Genomic DNA, 15,658 nt, shown 5'->3' on the forward strand with positions numbered 1-15,658 from the left:
CTCGTGGGTCTCGGGCGCGGGAGCGGGCCGAGCCTACAGCGGCAACCAGACGTTCTTCGGCTGCGTGAACTCCTGGATGCCGTAGCTCCCGCCGAGGCGGCCATTTCCGGACTGCTTCACACCGCCGAAGGGTGCGCCGACGGGAAGGTCGAAGAATCCGTTGACCCAAACCGTGCCCGCGTCGAGGTCGCGAGCGACCCGATGTACGCGGGTGAGATTCTGTGACTCGACCCAGGCAGCGAGACCATAATCCGAGTCGTTGGCCATGGCGACAGCCTCTTCCTCGGTTTCGAACTTGATGAAAGCTGAGACGGGGCCGAAGATTTCTTTCGTGGCGATCTCCGATTTGTCCGAAACGTCGGCGAAGATCGTCGGGGCCATGTAGTAGCCGTTGGCATACTCTCCCCCCAGTCGCCCACCGCCGGTCAGGATGCGACCAGCTCCCTCAGCCTGGGCTCGATCGATGAATCCCGTGATCCGGTCGACGGCGCCCTGGTTGATGACCGGACCCATGACGGTACCCGGATCACGTGGGTCACCGATCGGTACAGCCTCGATTGTCGCCTTGACCCGCTCAAGCACCTCCTCGTAGATCGACGCCTGCACAAGCACACGGGTTGCAGCAATGCATGCCTGACCCGAGAGTTGAGCCACGGTGTATGCCGCAGCCGAGGCGGCCTTGTCCAGGTCCGCGTCCTCGAAGATGAGGCGGGCGGACTTGCCGCCCAACTCGAAGCCGGTCGGCGTGAGGTACTTGGATGAGGCCTGGACGATCTTGCTGGCAGTCGCCCCGCTACCCGTGAAGAAGATCTTGTCGATACCACGGTGACTCGTCAGTGCCGTGCCTGCGACTGGCCCACCAGGTATGACATTAATGACACCGGGAGGGAACCCGACCTCTAGCGCGATCTCAGCGAGACGCAGGCACGTGTAGGGTGCAAGCTCCGGCGGCTTGATTACGACGGTGTTGCCTGAGGCCAGCGCTGGCGCGATGCACTGGCTGAAGGATATGAAAGGACCGTTCCAGGGCACAATGATCGCAACGACCCCGTAGGGCTCGTCCAGTGTGTAGTCGAAAGCCGGGCCGGGCGATGTTGGGATAACCTGTCCGCCGATTTTATCAGCCCACCCGGCGTTGTACTCCCAGAGTTCCGAGGTCCACTCCGTGTTGTAGGCCGTGGCAGCGTAAGGGGTGCCGTTCTCGGCAACCGTCAGTTGGCGCAACTCCTCATCCATGGTCCGGATCTTGGCCGCATAGTCGAGCATGAGGCGACGCTTCTGAGCAGGACTGGTGCGCCTCCACGAGTGGAACGCCTTGCGTGCCGCCGCAATCGCGGCGTCAACTTCTTTCTCCCCAGCGAGCGGGACTTCGTATGTGATCCCGCCAGTGGCTGCGTATCGGTGTTCGAAGATCTCACCTGAATGACGGGTGATCTTTTCGCCACCTATGAGAAACCCAGGTTCCGGAAGGGCGTCCCGGTTGACATCAAGAAAAGCCATGCTCGCTCCTAATTTGGAATGGATTAAACGGCGCTTCGTCCCGCCCCGCTTTTTTATCGAACTTATCTATCTCCGAGTACGTAGGACGCTCGTCTATAACCCGGCATTTTCAGGCTCTGTCGAACGCCCATTGCGCCTAGTCGGCTGCCAAATTGATGAGTTCGATCAACTCGTCGGTGCTATTCACCACAACTGGCCCCATATTCAGCGTTTCGACGGCCGCTGCCTGCATCGACGCCGAGTACGTGGCCGTCGCATCGTCAGCGACAAAACCCCAGTAACCGAAGTCCTGAGCCTGGTACGCGGCCGCTGTGATGCAGCCGTTGGTGACGACGCCACTCATAATCACATGAGTAATACCCATGTTGCGCAGTACGTTGCTCAAGTTGGACGAAACAAAGGCGCCAGCACCGCCCTTGAGGACCGTGGTCTCGTCATCGCGCGGCGCAAGTTCATCGATGACGTCGCAGGCTGGGGTGCCATCGAGCGCACCCTGGTAACGATAGAAATCGCGAACTCGAGGTAGCACGTCACCGAAGTCCGGGCGACTAGCCCCGACGCGAACGAAAACGACGGGCACGCCCTTGGCCCGGCAGGCTTCGATGAGGCGCTGGTTGTTGGGGATGGTCAAGCTCGCAAGCCGCGACACAAAGTACGGAGAATTGAGTGTCCCGTCGTTCGCATCTTGATCTGCAACCCGGGGGATCTGCCAATTAACCATGTCGATGACGACCAACGCCGTCGAATCTCGCCGCATGGGTGGATAGCTACGCAGAAGATCGTAGTCGTTCACGAGTGTTCGTGTATCTTCTTCAGTGCTCTTAGACATGAGTCCTCCTCCATCCGCCGCGGTTATGTCGCGGCACATCCATGATTTCGCCTGCGCTCGGACAAGAGTTGTGGCCGACCGGTCACTATGGTGATCGACGGACCGCGCTCCACGGGGGCGAGCTCACGCCTCGACGGCGAAGAACTCCTCCCATGCGTCCCAATCGAAAGGGAGATCACGGATCTCCACGATCTGCCCGTCGTCGTCCGCCGTAATCGTCGTCAGGACGTGCGTGTCAAGATCGCGGCCGTTGCGCCGTCCGTGCGCATGGGCAAGAGATATGACCATTTGGTCGTCGCCCTTGATCCAGACCAAATCGGATTGGAAGTGATCGCACGAGTCCTGGATCTTTTTCATGAGGGCGCCCATCGCGGCTTTGCCTCGGTGCGTGCCGGAGCGAAGATTTGCTCCGCCTTCGATCATGACCAGGTCGTCCGCCAGATAGCCAGCCGCCTCCGCAGCTCGCGGTGAACCCGTACCGCCGAACAGCGTCTCCACTACTTCGATGAGTTTCATCTGTCTGCCTCTCTGCAGAACGACGCTGGATCGCGACGCCCGTCCACTTCGACAGGCGAACGATCCCGCGTGGGTTGTCGGACCCTTAGCGATATCATAGCAATGATTGGGCAGAAGTCCCTGCGCACGACGACCCGGCGTGCTGCGCCGTTCACGGCGTCGGTGACGGGTGGTGCGGCGCCTCGTCTGTGCCGCGTACGATGTCAAAGACGCGGGGGTTCGATGCGAGCTCCTTCGACGGTCCGGAGATCACGATCGCACCTTGATCCATCACGTACGTGGTCGACGAATTGTCGAGGGCCCGCTGGATCCCCTGATCCACGAGAAGGATTCCCATCCCGTCGTCCTTGAGACGATGGAGCACCTCGAGGATCGACGCGATCACCGGTAGCGCCAGACCCGATGTCGGCTCGTCGAGCATCAGGATCCGGGGTCGCGCCATCAGAGCCTGGCCGATCGCGACCATCTGCTGTTGCCCTCCGCTGAGGAAGCCGGCGTCGCGCCCCGAGAACTCCTTGAGGATGGGAAAGAGGTCATAGACCCTGTCGATACCCTCCGTGGACTTCTTGGATGTCCTTCGATGAACCCAGGCGCCGAGCCGAAGGTTCTCCTCGACTGTCAGTTCCTTGAAAATCCGATGCCCTTCGGGCACATGAGAAAGCCCTGCTTTCACGATCTCCGGCGCGCTTGCTTTAGATACGTCCACGTCACCGAGCAGCACGGAGCCGCCGTTCGACCCCTGCCTCGACCCGGCGATCGCGAGCAGCGCGGTGGTCTTGCCTGCACCGTTGCGGCCGATCAACGACGTGATCTCCCCCAGTGGAACGTCTAGCTCGACCCCGGAGACCGCCTCCATCGACGAGTATCCCGCGCGAAGGCCACGCACTCGCAGTGTGAACGGATCACTCATTTCGTCCCCTCCATTTCAACATCGATGCCTAAGAATGCCTTGGCGACGCCAGCATCCGCACGCAGCTCGTCGGCTGTGCCCTGGAACATCGGCTTCCCCTGGTGCATGACGGTCACCCGGTCTGCGAGCTCCAGGACGAGCGGGACGTTGTGCTCGATGAGCAGAACCCCGACACCCGAGGCGGCCAGCGCCTGGACAGAATCCGCGAGAACCTCGACTTCGGCCGGGCTGAGCCCGGCCGCGGGTTCGTCAAGCAGCACGAACTTCGGACGTAGGGCGATCGCCCGCGCGATCTCGACCAGGCGCCGGGTGCCGTGGGGCAGTGAATCGGCTTCTTCGTCGATGAGGTGCGACAGCGTCAATCGAGCGAGGGCATCGGATGCTACGGATTCGGCCGCGCGACGCGTACGCTCGCCACGCGGCAGCATGAGCACGGATTCCAGTCCGGTGACGTTGATCGATTGGTCGGCCGCCACGAGGACATTGTCGAGGACACTCTCGAGCACCATGAGCTTCGGTGTCTGAAAGGTCCGAGCGATTCCCGCGCGCGCGATCGTGTCGACGCTTCTGCCGCTGATCCTCTCGTGACCGATGCTGATCGTGCCGGCGCTGAGACTGTAGTAGCCGCTGATCAGGTTGAGTAACGTGGTCTTGCCCGAACCGTTTGATCCGATGAGACCGTGGATCGTTCCCGGCTCAACCTCGAGGTCCACGCCGTCTACGGCCTTGACGCCCCCGAAGTACCGGGTCGCGCCGACGATGCTGAGCTGCTCCCGGTTTTCCTGAGACGGTAGCGGGATGTCGACGGGAGCGTTGTCCGCGGGCTGCGGCGATGCCGTTGCGGAGGACGGACCCGGTCGCCAGAACCGCCGCACGACCGGCTTCACTTTGTCGACCAGGCCGTTCGGGAAGTACAGCGTGCACAGCAGCAGGAAAATGCCAAAGATTATGCCAGTGTACTGTTCGAGGTCCGTCACAAAGGTGTCGAATGCGAAGACAGCGACCACTCCGATGAGTGTCCCGGTGATCGTGCGGAAGCCACCGATCATCATGGCCGCCAGGAGCAGGATCGCGTCGTGGGCATCCGCGACGGAATGCCCGAAGAACTGCTGGCTGTACACGTACAATCCCCCGGCGACGCCGGCCACCGTGGAGGCGACGGCGATGGCCAGTGCCTTGGTGCGGTGGGGGCTGATACCGATGGATGCCGCCAGCTGGTCGCTCGAGGACAGGGCCAAGAAGCGTCGCCCGACTGTACTTCGACGAAGGAGCACAGTGAAGAGGACGACTGCTGCGACGATCAGGATGAGCACGACGTAGAGCGGGTAGCCCTCGAGGTTCGCGGAGAACCCCGGCACTGTGAAGAGGAGGATGCCCGCTTCTCCTCCGAGCGCCTCGGTGTTCCGGGCGATCGACGGAACCACGACGGCGGCGTACAGGGTGACGAGGCCGAGATAGAAGTGCGAAACGCGCAGCGACGGCATCGCAAGGATCAGTCCCGTGACCGTCCCCAAGAGCGCACCGACGAGGCACATCAGTGGCAGGCTCATGATCTCGGGGAATTGTGTCGCCGCCCACGCAACTCCAAGCCCCGAGGCTGCGAAGACGGCGATGATGCCGAGCAAGAACTGGCCAGCCATGCCATACGCTATATTCAGACCCAGTCCGACGACCACGAGTACGAGGATGCCCTGCCACTGGAGCAGGATGTACGGCTTCGCACCGAGAAGGAGCGGAAGGACGATCGCGATGACGAACATCACGACCACCGCGCTCAGCTGGAGCATTGTGCTCCTGGAACTGACCTTCAATGAGATCATTTGGTCACACCTCTCGTAGGGCTGGACGACCGAAGATACCGGTCGGCCGGATCATGAGGACCACGATGAGCAGCACGAGTCCCGCGAGCACTTCGTAGTTTGAAGTCCAGTACAGGCTCAGCAGCTGCTCGGAGACGCCGAGCAGAAGCCCGCCGATGGCCGCGCCCTTCAGCGATCCGAAGCCGCCGATCGCCATCGCCACGAAGCCCTTGAGTGCGTAAATTAGGCCGACTGTAATATCCGCCGAGACGATAGGGGCGAGCACAAAGGCACCGAGGCCCGTGACGATTCCCGCGATAATAAAGGCGGTACGGGTAATCCGCTGAGGAGAGATCCCCCGCAGGTTGGCGACCTCGCGGTCCGCGGCGACCGCGCGCATCGCAACGCCCAGCAGAGAGCGCCGGTAAAAGACTTCGAGACCGGCCGTGACCACGATTAGCACCACCAGGGCCGCCACATACTTCGGCGAGATCACGAGGTCGCCGATCCTCCACGCTTCGGCACCGAATGCGCTGGCGATCGGCCTGACCGGCTGGGGGCCGTAGATGAGCAGCGCGATAGCCGACAGCACCAGGCCGAATGCGAGCGTGGAAATGAACCACGTGATGCCGCCGGGTTTCATGCGCTTCAATATTGGTCGCACCGCCACCCGCTCCTCAATCAAGCTGAGCGCGACGACGACGACGATGATCAGTAGCAGCACTACGATCGACGGGAGATTCCACACTTCCACCGCGAAGTAGGAGACCAGGATGCCGACGACGAGCAGGTCTCCTTGGGCCACATTGAAAACTCCGGATGATTGGTAAATCGTGCCGTAACTGATGGCAATCAGTCCGTAAACCGAGCCAACCGCGAGGCCAGATATTACGGCGATGAGAAACAGACTCACAAGAGCCGCCTTCCACTTCAAATCTCGGATCGACTCCGTAGGCCCGCCGAGCAGACTGTGCTCGACGGGCCTACGGTCGTGCGATCGCGGTCTACTTTGTGTCGGGTGAGGTGTACGGAATACCGAACGGACCGAGGTTCAGGGTGCAGAAGGAGAAGCTCGAGAGGGGGTAACCCGTGTGGTTGTCCTCACTGAAGGTGAGCTTCATGTCCGGCCATACGGAGGGCAGGTCCTCGATCTGTTTGATCGCCGCTGCTACATCGGCACCCGTCGTGGATCCGGATGCCTCGACGGCCGCCTTGATTACCAGCAACTGGTCGTAAAGACTGATCGCTTGGAGCACGGACGGGCTATCGCCGTACTCCGCCTCGCCTGCCTCCAAGACCGCCAGCGCGGCTTCACCCAGGCCCCCCAGGCCGTCAGGTGCTTGATCAGCCGGCAACGAGCGCGCACATCCTTCGACGAGCGTGTCAGGTAGGTTCTCCGGAGGAGTCAGGTACGCAAGGTATGCTCCCCAACTGATCAGGTTGGGATCCCAACCTGACTGCGTAATGCCGTCGACGGCGGCAGGGATCGCGGAAGCACCCGCGAGAATGAGGGTCTCTGCTCCCGCCGACTGCAACTGCTTGATCGGCGTGGTCATGTCGACAGCCGTCGGTGAGTATTCGACAATCTTGACGATCTCGACACCGGCATCCGCGAAGCCCTGTTCGAGGCCCGCCGTGTGCCCGTTACCCCAGGCCGTGTTGTCGTTGAGGATTCCGACCTTATCCCACCCCTGCGCGACACTCTGATCAACGACCGCCTGACTGTACTGAGCCTCGCTTGTGAGAACTGAGAAGAAATTGTCGTTCTCGAGCAGCGAAGACTTGCCAGTGTTGGCCACGATGACGGCGCCAGCGTCCATGAGGACGGGCACGAGCGCGTCCTCTGTCTCGTTCATTCCCGTGCTGGTGAAGATCTCCACACCCTCCGAGAGGAGCTTGCGCCCGAGGCTGATGGCGGTGGCGGGGTCGCCCTTGTCGTCCTCGCGGACGAGTTCGATCGGCTGCCCGCAGATGTCCTCTCGCTCGTTGAAGACCTTGACCGCGGTCAACACTGCGTTGTCGTTGAGTGCTCCGAGCGCTGCGGCCGGACCGGATAGGGGGGATATGGTCCCGACCCTTATCGGCTCCGTGATGTTCTCGCAGCCTTCACCACCGCTAACACGGTTGGCCTCGCCCCCCGGGCTCGTCTCGGCGGATGCACAGGCGGTCACGCCGGCGAGTGCAACGCCTGCCACTGCCACCGCCGCCAATGTGGAGCGCAATCCTCGTGTCCAGTGCCTCTTCATTTTGCCTCTCCATTGAGTCCAATCGCATGCACTGTGATCTGCACGCGACGCATCGGTTTTATGTAGCTTGCAGTACCGCCTGCAGAATAACAACTATCAGTCATAAATTAGCAATGAAATCCATCAATTTAATTGATGCTACTGATGGAAAGGCTTCCCGCGCAGGCACTACACGTCGGTGCCCGCGCGGGTACAACGCATCAGTCGCCTGGGTACACCCAAGGAGTTCGCTTCTCTTCGTCTACCGTCGGGTTGAGCTGGCCGTAAAGCGGGTTCACCTCGAACAGGAACGATCCGCTTCCCGTTGTCTTCTGGATCTTCCAGCCATCCTGGGTGCGAACGAGGTAGTTTTTACGCTTCGACAGCGAGAACCGTGGCTTGTCTCCGCGTGTCTGGAACAGACCGATCTGGTTCGTCTCCTGAATTGCAGTGTCTCCCGTAATCGTCACTGACTGGTCGACACCCGTTTGGAAGACGCGAGGCAGCGGGCCGTTGTCTCCGAAGTAATAGTTCCAGTACTCCGTGTACTGCTCTCGTCCCGTCGGGCCCTCGCCGGGCTTGTGCAGCTCCGCGATCTCGATCGTCGCGTCGTCGGTCAGCACTTCCAGGGCAGCGTGCCGCCCCGGCTGGAGGCCGTCGAATCCGCCGGTGCACTCGTTATGCCATCGGCGGAACAGTTCGTTGATCTCTCGCACGTCCTCGAGTTCCTGCACACGCTGTTCGAGCGTGCGCTCCGTCTTGTCCTCAATCATCGTTGATCCCTCCGTATTAGGCGGCTGCTAACTATCATTACAATGCTAACGCTAACAAAGAACGCAAGAGCCTGCACTTCGCCTCGCGGTTTGTTCGAGTCAACGTGTGTTTTTGACTAACCTCATAAAGAAACGTAAAATAGTATAAATAGTTCGCTGAGCAGGACGAGAACGGGGCTGGACACGATGCGGGTGCGAGACCAGGTTGTCTTTGAGCAGGCAGATCACGCGGGCTCCCAAAAGTTCACGACCGACAGGTGCGACTGCTCGCGCACGAGGCGGCTGCCTCGACGGAAGGGCCGAACGCGGCCACCCGCAAGCAGTGCGAAGCGCTCGACTACGAGCGTCCGACTCTTCAGGATCACGTGCAACGTGACCGGGGGGTGCTGACGCGGTGATGATCTCTTCCAAGCCGGAACTTGAGGCGCTCGTGGCATTGCTCGGTGATGCCCATGTCGATCTCGGTGACGCCATTTCACCCGATGCAGCGAAGGACGAGTCGCTCCATGGTGCGGGTCACGCGCCCGCGGCCGTGGTTCGTCCCGTGGACGCTGCGGAGGTCGCCGCTGTCGTTCGCTTCGCCGCGCAGAGCGGCATTCCGTTAGTGCCTCGCGGTGCAGCGACGGGGCTGTCAGGTGGCTGCAGGCCGGAGGAAGGCAGCGTCGTCCTGTCGACGGAGCGGATGAGCCGCATCCTCGAGGTCGATCCGCTCGGGCATACCGCGACTGTCGAGCCGGGAGTGACGCTGGCTGAGGTCAATGCTGCCGCCGCGCAACATGGACTCGTGTACCCGGTCTTCCCCGGCACGGATGCGGGAAGTATCGGAGGCACCATCGCCACGAATGCGGGCGGTATGCGGGCGGTAAGGTATGGCGTCACACGGCAGAACGTGCTCGGGGTCGAAATTGTGACCGGCACGGGGGACATCGTGCGCGCCGGAGGGCGACTGGCAAAGAACTCGTCAGGCTACGACTTGACGCAGCTCATTGTCGGGTCGGAAGGCACGCTCGGCATCGTCACGCAGGCGACATTGAAACTGCAGCCACTGTTAGATCACTCGATCACGATACTGGCGCCATTCGATAGCTTGGACGCGGTGGCGCGCATGGTGCCGCGCATCGTCGGGAGCGGAATGCAGCCATCCGTACTCGAGTACATCGATCGGTCTACGATGACGGCTCTACTCGCATACAAGGACCTCAGACTCGGAGTTCCGAGCGACGTGCTGAAGTCCTCGGAAGCCCACTTGGTCGTGGTCCTGGAGAACCGGGATCAGGAGACGCTCGATCGTGCTGTTGACGAGCTCGCCACGATGCTCGCCGACGGTGGCGCCCTGGATGTATACGTGCTCGAAGGCACTAAGGGCCTGACGTTGCTCGAGCTGCGAGAGAGCGCCTTCTGGATGGTCAAGGCCAACGGTGCTGACGATCTCATCGACATGGCCGTGCCGAGAGCGCTCATCCCGGAGTACCTCATGCAAGTCAAGGCGATCGCGAAGCAGCATGGGGCGCGTGTCTACGGCTGTGGTCACGCGGGTGACGGCAATATCCACTTCTCAGTCTATGAGAAGGACGATGCGCGTCGGCACGAGTTGCTCCTCGACATCTTCCGCGCAGGAATACTGCTCGGAGGTACTATCTCCGGCGAACACGGCATAGGACGAGATAAGCGCGTCTACTACGAGGCCCTGACCGATCCAGTGAAGCTTGCGCTCGAGCGCCGGATCAAGTCCGCTTTCGATCCGGCCGGCGTACTCAATCCAGGTGCCGTCTTCGTTCCCTGACGTTATAAACGTGGCGTCACGCTCGAAGGGCTGTCAATACCTTGCCGACAGTTCTTTGTGGGGAGCCGTGTGATATCTCAGGATAATAGTGACAGGCATCGTGTTTTTGGGGGTTGATCCTCGGGTCTGCCGTTGCCGAGATATCGAGTTCCGCGTTGTGCCCTGAGGTCTTCGATGAGGAGCGTGCCGTATTCATCGAAGACCATCGCCGGTTGCGTCGCGGTGAGTGGGCGCGTCGTGGTTCGGTTGCAGTGCCTGGTGCGGGCGATCGGTGTTGCGGATCAGGTCGAACTGATCCACGAGTCCTTCGAGTTCCTTGATCGTCTTGCGAAGGGATGCTTGTCTAACCTGAACCGCCTCAGGTTTGATGCCGCATTCTTTTGTGTTGAAAGGATGGGCTCATGCCTAAGAAGTTTGATCCTGCGCTCCGTGAGCGCGCTGTCCGGTTGGTGCTCGAGCATCGGAGTGAGTACCCGTCGAATATGAAGGCGATCGCGGCCGTTGCCCGGCAGGAGGGCGTCGGCCCGGAATCGTTGCGCCGGTGGGTGGTGCAGGCTGATATCGATGCGGGTGATCGTGAGGGTCAGACCAGCGAAGAGGCCGCCGAGGTCAAGCGCCTCAAGGCCGAGAACAAGCGTCTGCGCGAAGACGTCGCGATTCTGAAAGCAGCGACGACTTTCTTCGCGGGGGAACTCGACTCCCGCAACCGTTGATCATGGGCTTCATCGATCAGATGAGGTCCGAGGGGCATGCAGTCGAGTCGATCACCCGCGTTCTGCGCGAGCAGGGCATGGGGGTCGCTGCGCGCACCTATCGGGCCTGGCGGCAGGGCCTCGTCTCGGCGCGGACCGTGACGGACGCGATGATCGTTGACGCGGTCCGCGACACGGCGTGGACGACTGTCATGTTGGCGGACGGGACGACACGGCGGAAGATGACCCCGGAGGGCTTGTATGGTCGGCGGAAGATGACCGCGCTGATCCGCCGCACCCGGATCGCTGACGCCTCCTGGGGAGGCGTGGACCGGGCGATGCGGCTGCTGGGCCTGTCCGGTGTGACCCGTGCGAAGGGAATCCGGACGACGATCCCCGCGAAGGACGGTATTCGTGCCGGTGACCTGCTGAATCGGGATTTCACCGCGACCGCCCCGGACCGCGTCTGGGTGACCGATTTCACCTATGTCCGGACCTGGGCAGGCTGGGTATACGTCGCGTTCATCCTCGACGTGTTCTCACAACGCATCGTGGCCTGGCATGCGCAGACTAGCAAGCACACAGACCTCGTCATGATCCCGTTGCGGATGGCACTGTGGGAACGCGACCGGCAGGGCCACGCTGTTGCCGCGCGGCAGCTCATTCATCACTCCGATGCCGGGTCGCAAGGCGGATTCAACTGGTCGTCGCAACACCGCTTGTTTGCAACAAGTGTAGGCGCTCGTTGAGCGCCTCGGCCGGGGTGCGCCATCCGAGGCGTTTGCGGGGCCGGGTGTTGAGAGCGTGGGCGACGGCGGCGAGGTCGTCCTCGGACCAGCGTGAGAGGTCGGTGCCTTTCGGGAAGTACTGCCGGAGCAGTCCATTCGTGTTTTCGTTCGTGCCGCGCTGCCAGGGGCTGTGCGGGTCGGCGAAGTAGACCTTCAAGCCGGTGTCAATCGTGAACTGTGCGTGCGCTGACATCTCCTTCCCTCGGTCCCAGGTCAGGGAGCGCTTGAGTTCATCTGGCAGAGTGCTCATTGCTTTGGCAAGTGCACGGTTCATCGAGAGCGCACCATAGCCGGATAACGGCGGGCCATTCTTGACGATCGGCTGCTCCCGCCAGCCATCTTCTCGCGGCAGATGGACCAGCGTGGTGAACCCGGTCGTCCGTTCGATGACGGTGCCGATCGCGGACCTGTTGATGCCGATGATGAGGTCCCCTTCGTGGTGGCCGGGGATGGCGCGGTCTTCAGCATCCGCGGGCCGCTCGCTGATGAGGACATCCGCGGTCACGTGAGCCCACGGCACCCGTTTCGACCGCGCTCGGGGCATGCGGAGTGCTCTCCCGGTGCGAAGACACAGGATGAGCTCGCGCTTGAGCGCCCCACGGCTCTGGATGAACAGCGCCTGGTAGATGGCCTCGTGACTGATCCGCATGCTGTCATCATCGGGGAAGTCGAGCTTGATCCGGTTCGCGATCTGCTCGGGGCTCCACCCCAGCACCCAGCCCCGGTCCTTCCGGTGAGGCTTGTTCTGCCCCGTCCATCTTGGCGGTTGCGGGCCCGGGGCAACGCAACCGTCCGGGCGGCGGATCTGACCGGAGAGGCGCTCCTGCACGTACTTGCGCAGTCGAGGGTCCGCGGCCAGCTTCGCGACCTTCGGTCTTCTGGCAAACAGTTCGGCCTTCCAGTGCGCGACGGACGCCCGGTAGTCCAACGTCCCGCCTCGCGTCGCGGCGTTACGACGCAACTCTCGAGAGATCGTCGAGGGGTTACGCCCCAGTGCCTTGGCAATCGCCCGCACCCCGGTCCCCGTCGCCTTCAGGATCGCGATCTCCTCGCGTTCAGCCAACGACAGATACCGACCCGACGGCGCCGGCCACGAATACGGTGACATACCTCCTGATTGTCGGAACCATCGCGACCCGACGACGGGAGCCACGCCGAGCGCGACGCCAGCCTCGGTCGGGAGTAACCCCGTGCTGATCTTCGCCCAGAACTCCCGCTCCCTGGCACGCGGATGACCCGGGTGTCCAGGCGAGCGCATAGATGCCCGCCCGGTCACTTCCCTCATCCAATCCGATGGTCGTCCCACAACACCCTCCGATCAAGTGTTGCTTCCACCGGTTGAGCCCAGCCAATACACGTCGATTCGGCTCACCGATCACCTCGCTCTCGAGGAGATCGCACCATCGATCGGATCCGTCGGCGACGCATACGATAACGCCCTGATGGAGACGATTAACGGCGTCTACAAAGCCGAATGCATCGGCACGACCGTGTTCCACGACGGCCCGTTCAAGACGATCGCGGACGTCGAGTTCGCGACCGGCGGCTGGGTCGACTGGTACAACCACCGCAGGCTGCACGGTAGCCTCGGCATGGTCAGCCCCAACGAATACGAGGCCGACCATTACGCGGCTCTCACCAGAGTGCCGCAACCCGCATAACAGCGGCAGTGAACCTGAGGCGGTTCAACCACCGAAATAGGGTCTGGTGGAATCGTTCGTTCTTGCCCTGGGTCATCGGATGCCCGGGCTTCCCCGTGATCGCGACAACACCGCGCGTGCTCACGTAAGCGACGAGGTGGCTGTTAATGTCGCGACGGTCCGGGTTCAACGCTCTCCCGTTGTCTGTGAAAAGCCGTCAGGCGCCGCAGTGCAGAGTGATTCCCTTCATCATCACTGACAGCCGATGGTATTCGGAGATTCGCGGCCCCTGACCGATTAGCCGGCGAAGGCCTCGGCACCGACAATCGTGAACGCGACCTCGCAACGAAACCCACCGACGATCTCCCGCGGTTCCAGAAGCGTGTGCTCCTCGAACGCTGAGTCGAACAACTCGAGCTCGGCGTCCCCAGACCACACATCGGCCACCTCGAACCCTTCGACGAGGTTGCGAGCGAGATCGTGCACCAACGGCGGCCCCCCGGCGAGGTCGGGCACGTGACGCGTGTGCCAGACCGGCATACGTAGCGCTTGGGGCACGAGCCCCGCTTTTTCCGGTCCGGTGAGGGTCACCGCACCACGCGCGAGCCGCGTGCCCAGCGAAGCGACCGTGCCGACGAGTCGGGCTCCGGCTGTCAGTTGCGGACCACCTTGGCCGACCTTCACGGTTCGGGTGATGTCGATTTGCCCCATCTTCTTCGGGAAGCCCTGAATCAGTCCCCGGGCGAACGACAGGTCATCATCGACCCAGATGTAGGGCACCCGCGCGACCTTCTTACCCGCCAGCGTGCCAAAGACGGAGATGTAGGCCTCGCTGTACTGCGCGCGGGCTGGGTTGTCCCCGTATCGCGGGTCATTGGGTGCCGTCGATGCCCAGTCGACGAACGTGAAGCAGGCCGAGCCATCGGGCAACGGCTCGATCTCGGCGGGCAGTACTGCGGCGATGGCGGCAGGGTCTGCACGGAACTCTATCCCGATCGCCGTGCCAGAGAAGTGCCATGGGGGCGCGGGGACGAGTGATGCTTTGCCGGTGGGGGAGAGCGGTAGGCTCCAGCCGTTAAGTGCCACGGTGACTCAGATACGCGTGTCGGCGCGGACGACGCGGGTGCCGGGGCCAGCGTACGATTTTCCGTAACCCGGCAGTTCGTCGTATCCGAGGTTCGGTGGATCGGCGATGGCCGCTTTCCACCAGTTGTAGAGCCGGTCCTCGGCGCCGTAGTCGAACGGGTCCTGGAGAGCAAATTCCTCGTAGCCGCCCCGCGCGGGTGGGTTGGCCTGCAGCCATCGGACGGCGCGGCGCACGGCTTCGCGCGCCGGTACGACGTCGTGATAGCCGAGCCGGTCGCGAAGCTTGGCGGTATCAACTACACGGTGGTGAGCCACAGAGCTCATCTGCAGGGGGCGCGACGGAATCGCCAGCTCCGAGGGCATCGAGACAATCTCCAAGTCGTAGGACATCTCATCGGCTACGAGCTCGACCATCTGTCTGATAGTGAGTTTTTCGTCGTCGCCGCAGTTGAAGATCTCGCCCTTCGACTCGTCGGGCTGCTCGATCGCGAGCATCATCGCGTGCGCGAGGTTGTCGACGTATCCGAACGGGATGAGTGACAGGCCGCCGTCGGGCAAGATGATGAACGGCCGGCCATCGATGATGCGGCGCATCACTGCCCACTCGCGCGGCGCGAGCTGTCGCGGACCGTAGATGTACGGGTATCGAAAGTGCGTGGCATCCGGCTGCAACTCGAAAAGAAGCTGCTCCGTTCGGGCAACGCGATAGCTCTTGCCGTCCTCGTCCTCACGTGCGAGATCGGCGTCCTCGCGGGTCGGAATGGGCAGGCCTGTCGGTTGGAAGACCGACGGATCGAAAAAGCCGCGGTAGACGGGCACGCCGCCGACGGAGAGGAAGTGCCCCGCGCGTCCGCGAAGTACTGAGGCCGTGGCCCGAAGGCGGCCGTAGCTCGCGATTACAACGTCGAACGAGCGCTGGCCGAGGGCCTCTCGGATGCCCTCCTCGCTGAAGACGTCACCGTGGATGTGTGGGAACCGCATTACCTCGTCGAGTTCGTGCGTGCCTCGGTGCAGGATCGTCAGGTCGTATCCTCGTTTCTCGAGGCCGGTTGCGATAGCCGGGCCGGTGGGACCCGTGCCGCCGATCAGAAGTGCTGTCTTGGACACTTGAATCTCC

12 protein-coding genes and 2 pseudogenes are annotated in these 15,658 nt (G+C 62.3%); 3 read left to right on the forward strand and 11 right to left on the reverse strand.

From position 1 onward, the window contains the following. Positions 1-33: 33 nt before the first annotated feature. The 8 genes from ACW5CM_RS01895 to ACW5CM_RS01930 all read right to left on the reverse strand — a co-directional run bounded on the left by ACW5CM_RS01895 (position 34) and on the right by ACW5CM_RS01930 (position 8,552). Complete coding sequence (locus tag ACW5CM_RS01895; protein WP_457123983.1) at positions 34-1,500, reverse strand: aldehyde dehydrogenase family protein; 1,467 nt, start codon at positions 1,498-1,500, stop codon at positions 34-36. A gap of 136 nt (positions 1,501-1,636) precedes the next feature. Next, on the reverse strand, positions 1,637-2,329 hold the full coding sequence (locus tag ACW5CM_RS01900) for a cysteine hydrolase family protein (protein ID WP_457123984.1): 693 nt from the start codon (positions 2,327-2,329) through the stop codon (positions 1,637-1,639). Positions 2,330-2,452: 123 nt separating this feature from the next. Then, entirely contained in the window at positions 2,453-2,845 is a 393-nt protein-coding gene (locus tag ACW5CM_RS01905) for a nuclear transport factor 2 family protein (RefSeq protein WP_457123985.1), read from the reverse strand. 151 nt (positions 2,846-2,996) lie between these two features. After that, positions 2,997-3,755 carry an ABC transporter ATP-binding protein gene (locus ACW5CM_RS01910; protein ID WP_457123986.1) on the reverse strand — a complete coding sequence of 253 codons (759 nt, stop codon included), beginning with the start codon at positions 3,753-3,755 and terminating at the stop codon, positions 2,997-2,999. Continuing rightward, positions 3,752-5,542 carry a branched-chain amino acid ABC transporter ATP-binding protein/permease gene (locus ACW5CM_RS01915; RefSeq protein ID WP_457123987.1) on the reverse strand — a complete coding sequence of 597 codons (1,791 nt, stop codon included), beginning with the start codon at positions 5,540-5,542 and terminating at the stop codon, positions 3,752-3,754. Before ACW5CM_RS01915 ends, ACW5CM_RS01910 begins: the two co-directional genes overlap by 4 nt. Positions 5,543-5,579: 37 nt before the next feature. Further along, entirely contained in the window at positions 5,580-6,467 is an 888-nt protein-coding gene (locus ACW5CM_RS01920; protein ID WP_457123988.1) for a branched-chain amino acid ABC transporter permease, read from the reverse strand. A 91-nt stretch (positions 6,468-6,558) separates the two neighbouring features. Continuing rightward, entirely contained in the window at positions 6,559-7,800 is a 1,242-nt protein-coding gene (locus ACW5CM_RS01925) for an ABC transporter substrate-binding protein (protein WP_457123989.1), read from the reverse strand. Positions 7,801-8,000: 200 nt separating this feature from the next. Further along, positions 8,001-8,552 carry a nuclear transport factor 2 family protein gene (locus tag ACW5CM_RS01930; protein WP_457123990.1) on the reverse strand — a complete coding sequence of 184 codons (552 nt, stop codon included), beginning with the start codon at positions 8,550-8,552 and terminating at the stop codon, positions 8,001-8,003. Positions 8,553-8,949: 397 nt separating this feature from the next. Here ACW5CM_RS01930 and ACW5CM_RS01935 point away from each other — a divergent pair, with 397 nt between their 5' ends. Both ACW5CM_RS01935 and ACW5CM_RS01940 read left to right on the forward strand, forming a co-directional pair. Further along, positions 8,950-10,335 carry an FAD-binding oxidoreductase gene (locus ACW5CM_RS01935; RefSeq protein ID WP_457123991.1) on the forward strand — a complete coding sequence of 462 codons (1,386 nt, stop codon included), beginning with the start codon at positions 8,950-8,952 and terminating at the stop codon, positions 10,333-10,335. A 401-nt stretch (positions 10,336-10,736) separates the two neighbouring features. After that, positions 10,737-11,722, forward strand: a pseudogene (locus ACW5CM_RS01940) (IS3 family transposase); the annotation flags it as partial. A gap of 1 nt (position 11,723) precedes the next feature. On the opposite strand, the gene ACW5CM_RS01945 reads toward ACW5CM_RS01940, so the two are convergent. Beyond that, positions 11,724-13,100 (reverse strand): IS30 family transposase, encoded by a 1,377-nt coding sequence (locus tag ACW5CM_RS01945; RefSeq protein WP_457123992.1) that lies wholly within the window; start codon positions 13,098-13,100, stop codon positions 11,724-11,726. Between the two features lie 58 nt (positions 13,101-13,158). Between ACW5CM_RS01945 and ACW5CM_RS01950 the strand changes: the two are divergent. Then, positions 13,159-13,476, forward strand: a pseudogene (locus tag ACW5CM_RS01950) (transposase); the annotation flags it as partial. 276 nt (positions 13,477-13,752) lie between these two features. On the opposite strand, the gene ACW5CM_RS01955 reads toward ACW5CM_RS01950, so the two are convergent. Both ACW5CM_RS01955 and ACW5CM_RS01960 read right to left on the reverse strand, forming a co-directional pair. Further along, on the reverse strand, positions 13,753-14,541 hold the full coding sequence (locus ACW5CM_RS01955; RefSeq protein ID WP_439289780.1) for an acetoacetate decarboxylase family protein: 789 nt from the start codon (positions 14,539-14,541) through the stop codon (positions 13,753-13,755). A gap of 6 nt (positions 14,542-14,547) precedes the next feature. Continuing rightward, on the reverse strand, positions 14,548-15,648 hold the full coding sequence (locus tag ACW5CM_RS01960) for an NAD-dependent epimerase/dehydratase family protein (RefSeq protein WP_439289779.1): 1,101 nt from the start codon (positions 15,646-15,648) through the stop codon (positions 14,548-14,550). Positions 15,649-15,658: the final 10 nt, after the last annotated feature.

Source organism: Microbacterium wangyouchuni, from assembly GCF_054072595.1.

Excerpts from the sequence above, each read along its gene's own strand:
- ACW5CM_RS01895 (WP_457123983.1), bottom strand. The coding sequence starts at position 1,500 with ATGGCTTTTCTTGATGTCAACCGGGACGCCCTTCCGGAACCTGGGTTT.
- ACW5CM_RS01900 (WP_457123984.1), bottom strand. The coding sequence starts at position 2,329 with ATGTCTAAGAGCACTGAAGAAGATACACGAACACTCGTGAACGACTAC.
- ACW5CM_RS01905 (WP_457123985.1), bottom strand. The coding sequence starts at position 2,845 with ATGAAACTCATCGAAGTAGTGGAGACGCTGTTCGGCGGTACGGGTTCA.
- ACW5CM_RS01910 (WP_457123986.1), bottom strand. The coding sequence starts at position 3,755 with ATGAGTGATCCGTTCACACTGCGAGTGCGTGGCCTTCGCGCGGGATAC.
- ACW5CM_RS01915 (WP_457123987.1), bottom strand. The coding sequence starts at position 5,542 with ATGCTCCAGCTGAGCGCGGTGGTCGTGATGTTCGTCATCGCGATCGTC.
- ACW5CM_RS01925 (WP_457123989.1), bottom strand. The coding sequence starts at position 7,800 with ATGAAGAGGCACTGGACACGAGGATTGCGCTCCACATTGGCGGCGGTG.
- ACW5CM_RS01930 (WP_457123990.1), bottom strand. The coding sequence starts at position 8,552 with ATGATTGAGGACAAGACGGAGCGCACGCTCGAACAGCGTGTGCAGGAA.
- ACW5CM_RS01935 (WP_457123991.1), top strand. The coding sequence starts at position 8,950 with ATGATCTCTTCCAAGCCGGAACTTGAGGCGCTCGTGGCATTGCTCGGT.
- ACW5CM_RS01945 (WP_457123992.1), bottom strand. The coding sequence starts at position 13,100 with ATGAGGGAAGTGACCGGGCGGGCATCTATGCGCTCGCCTGGACACCCG.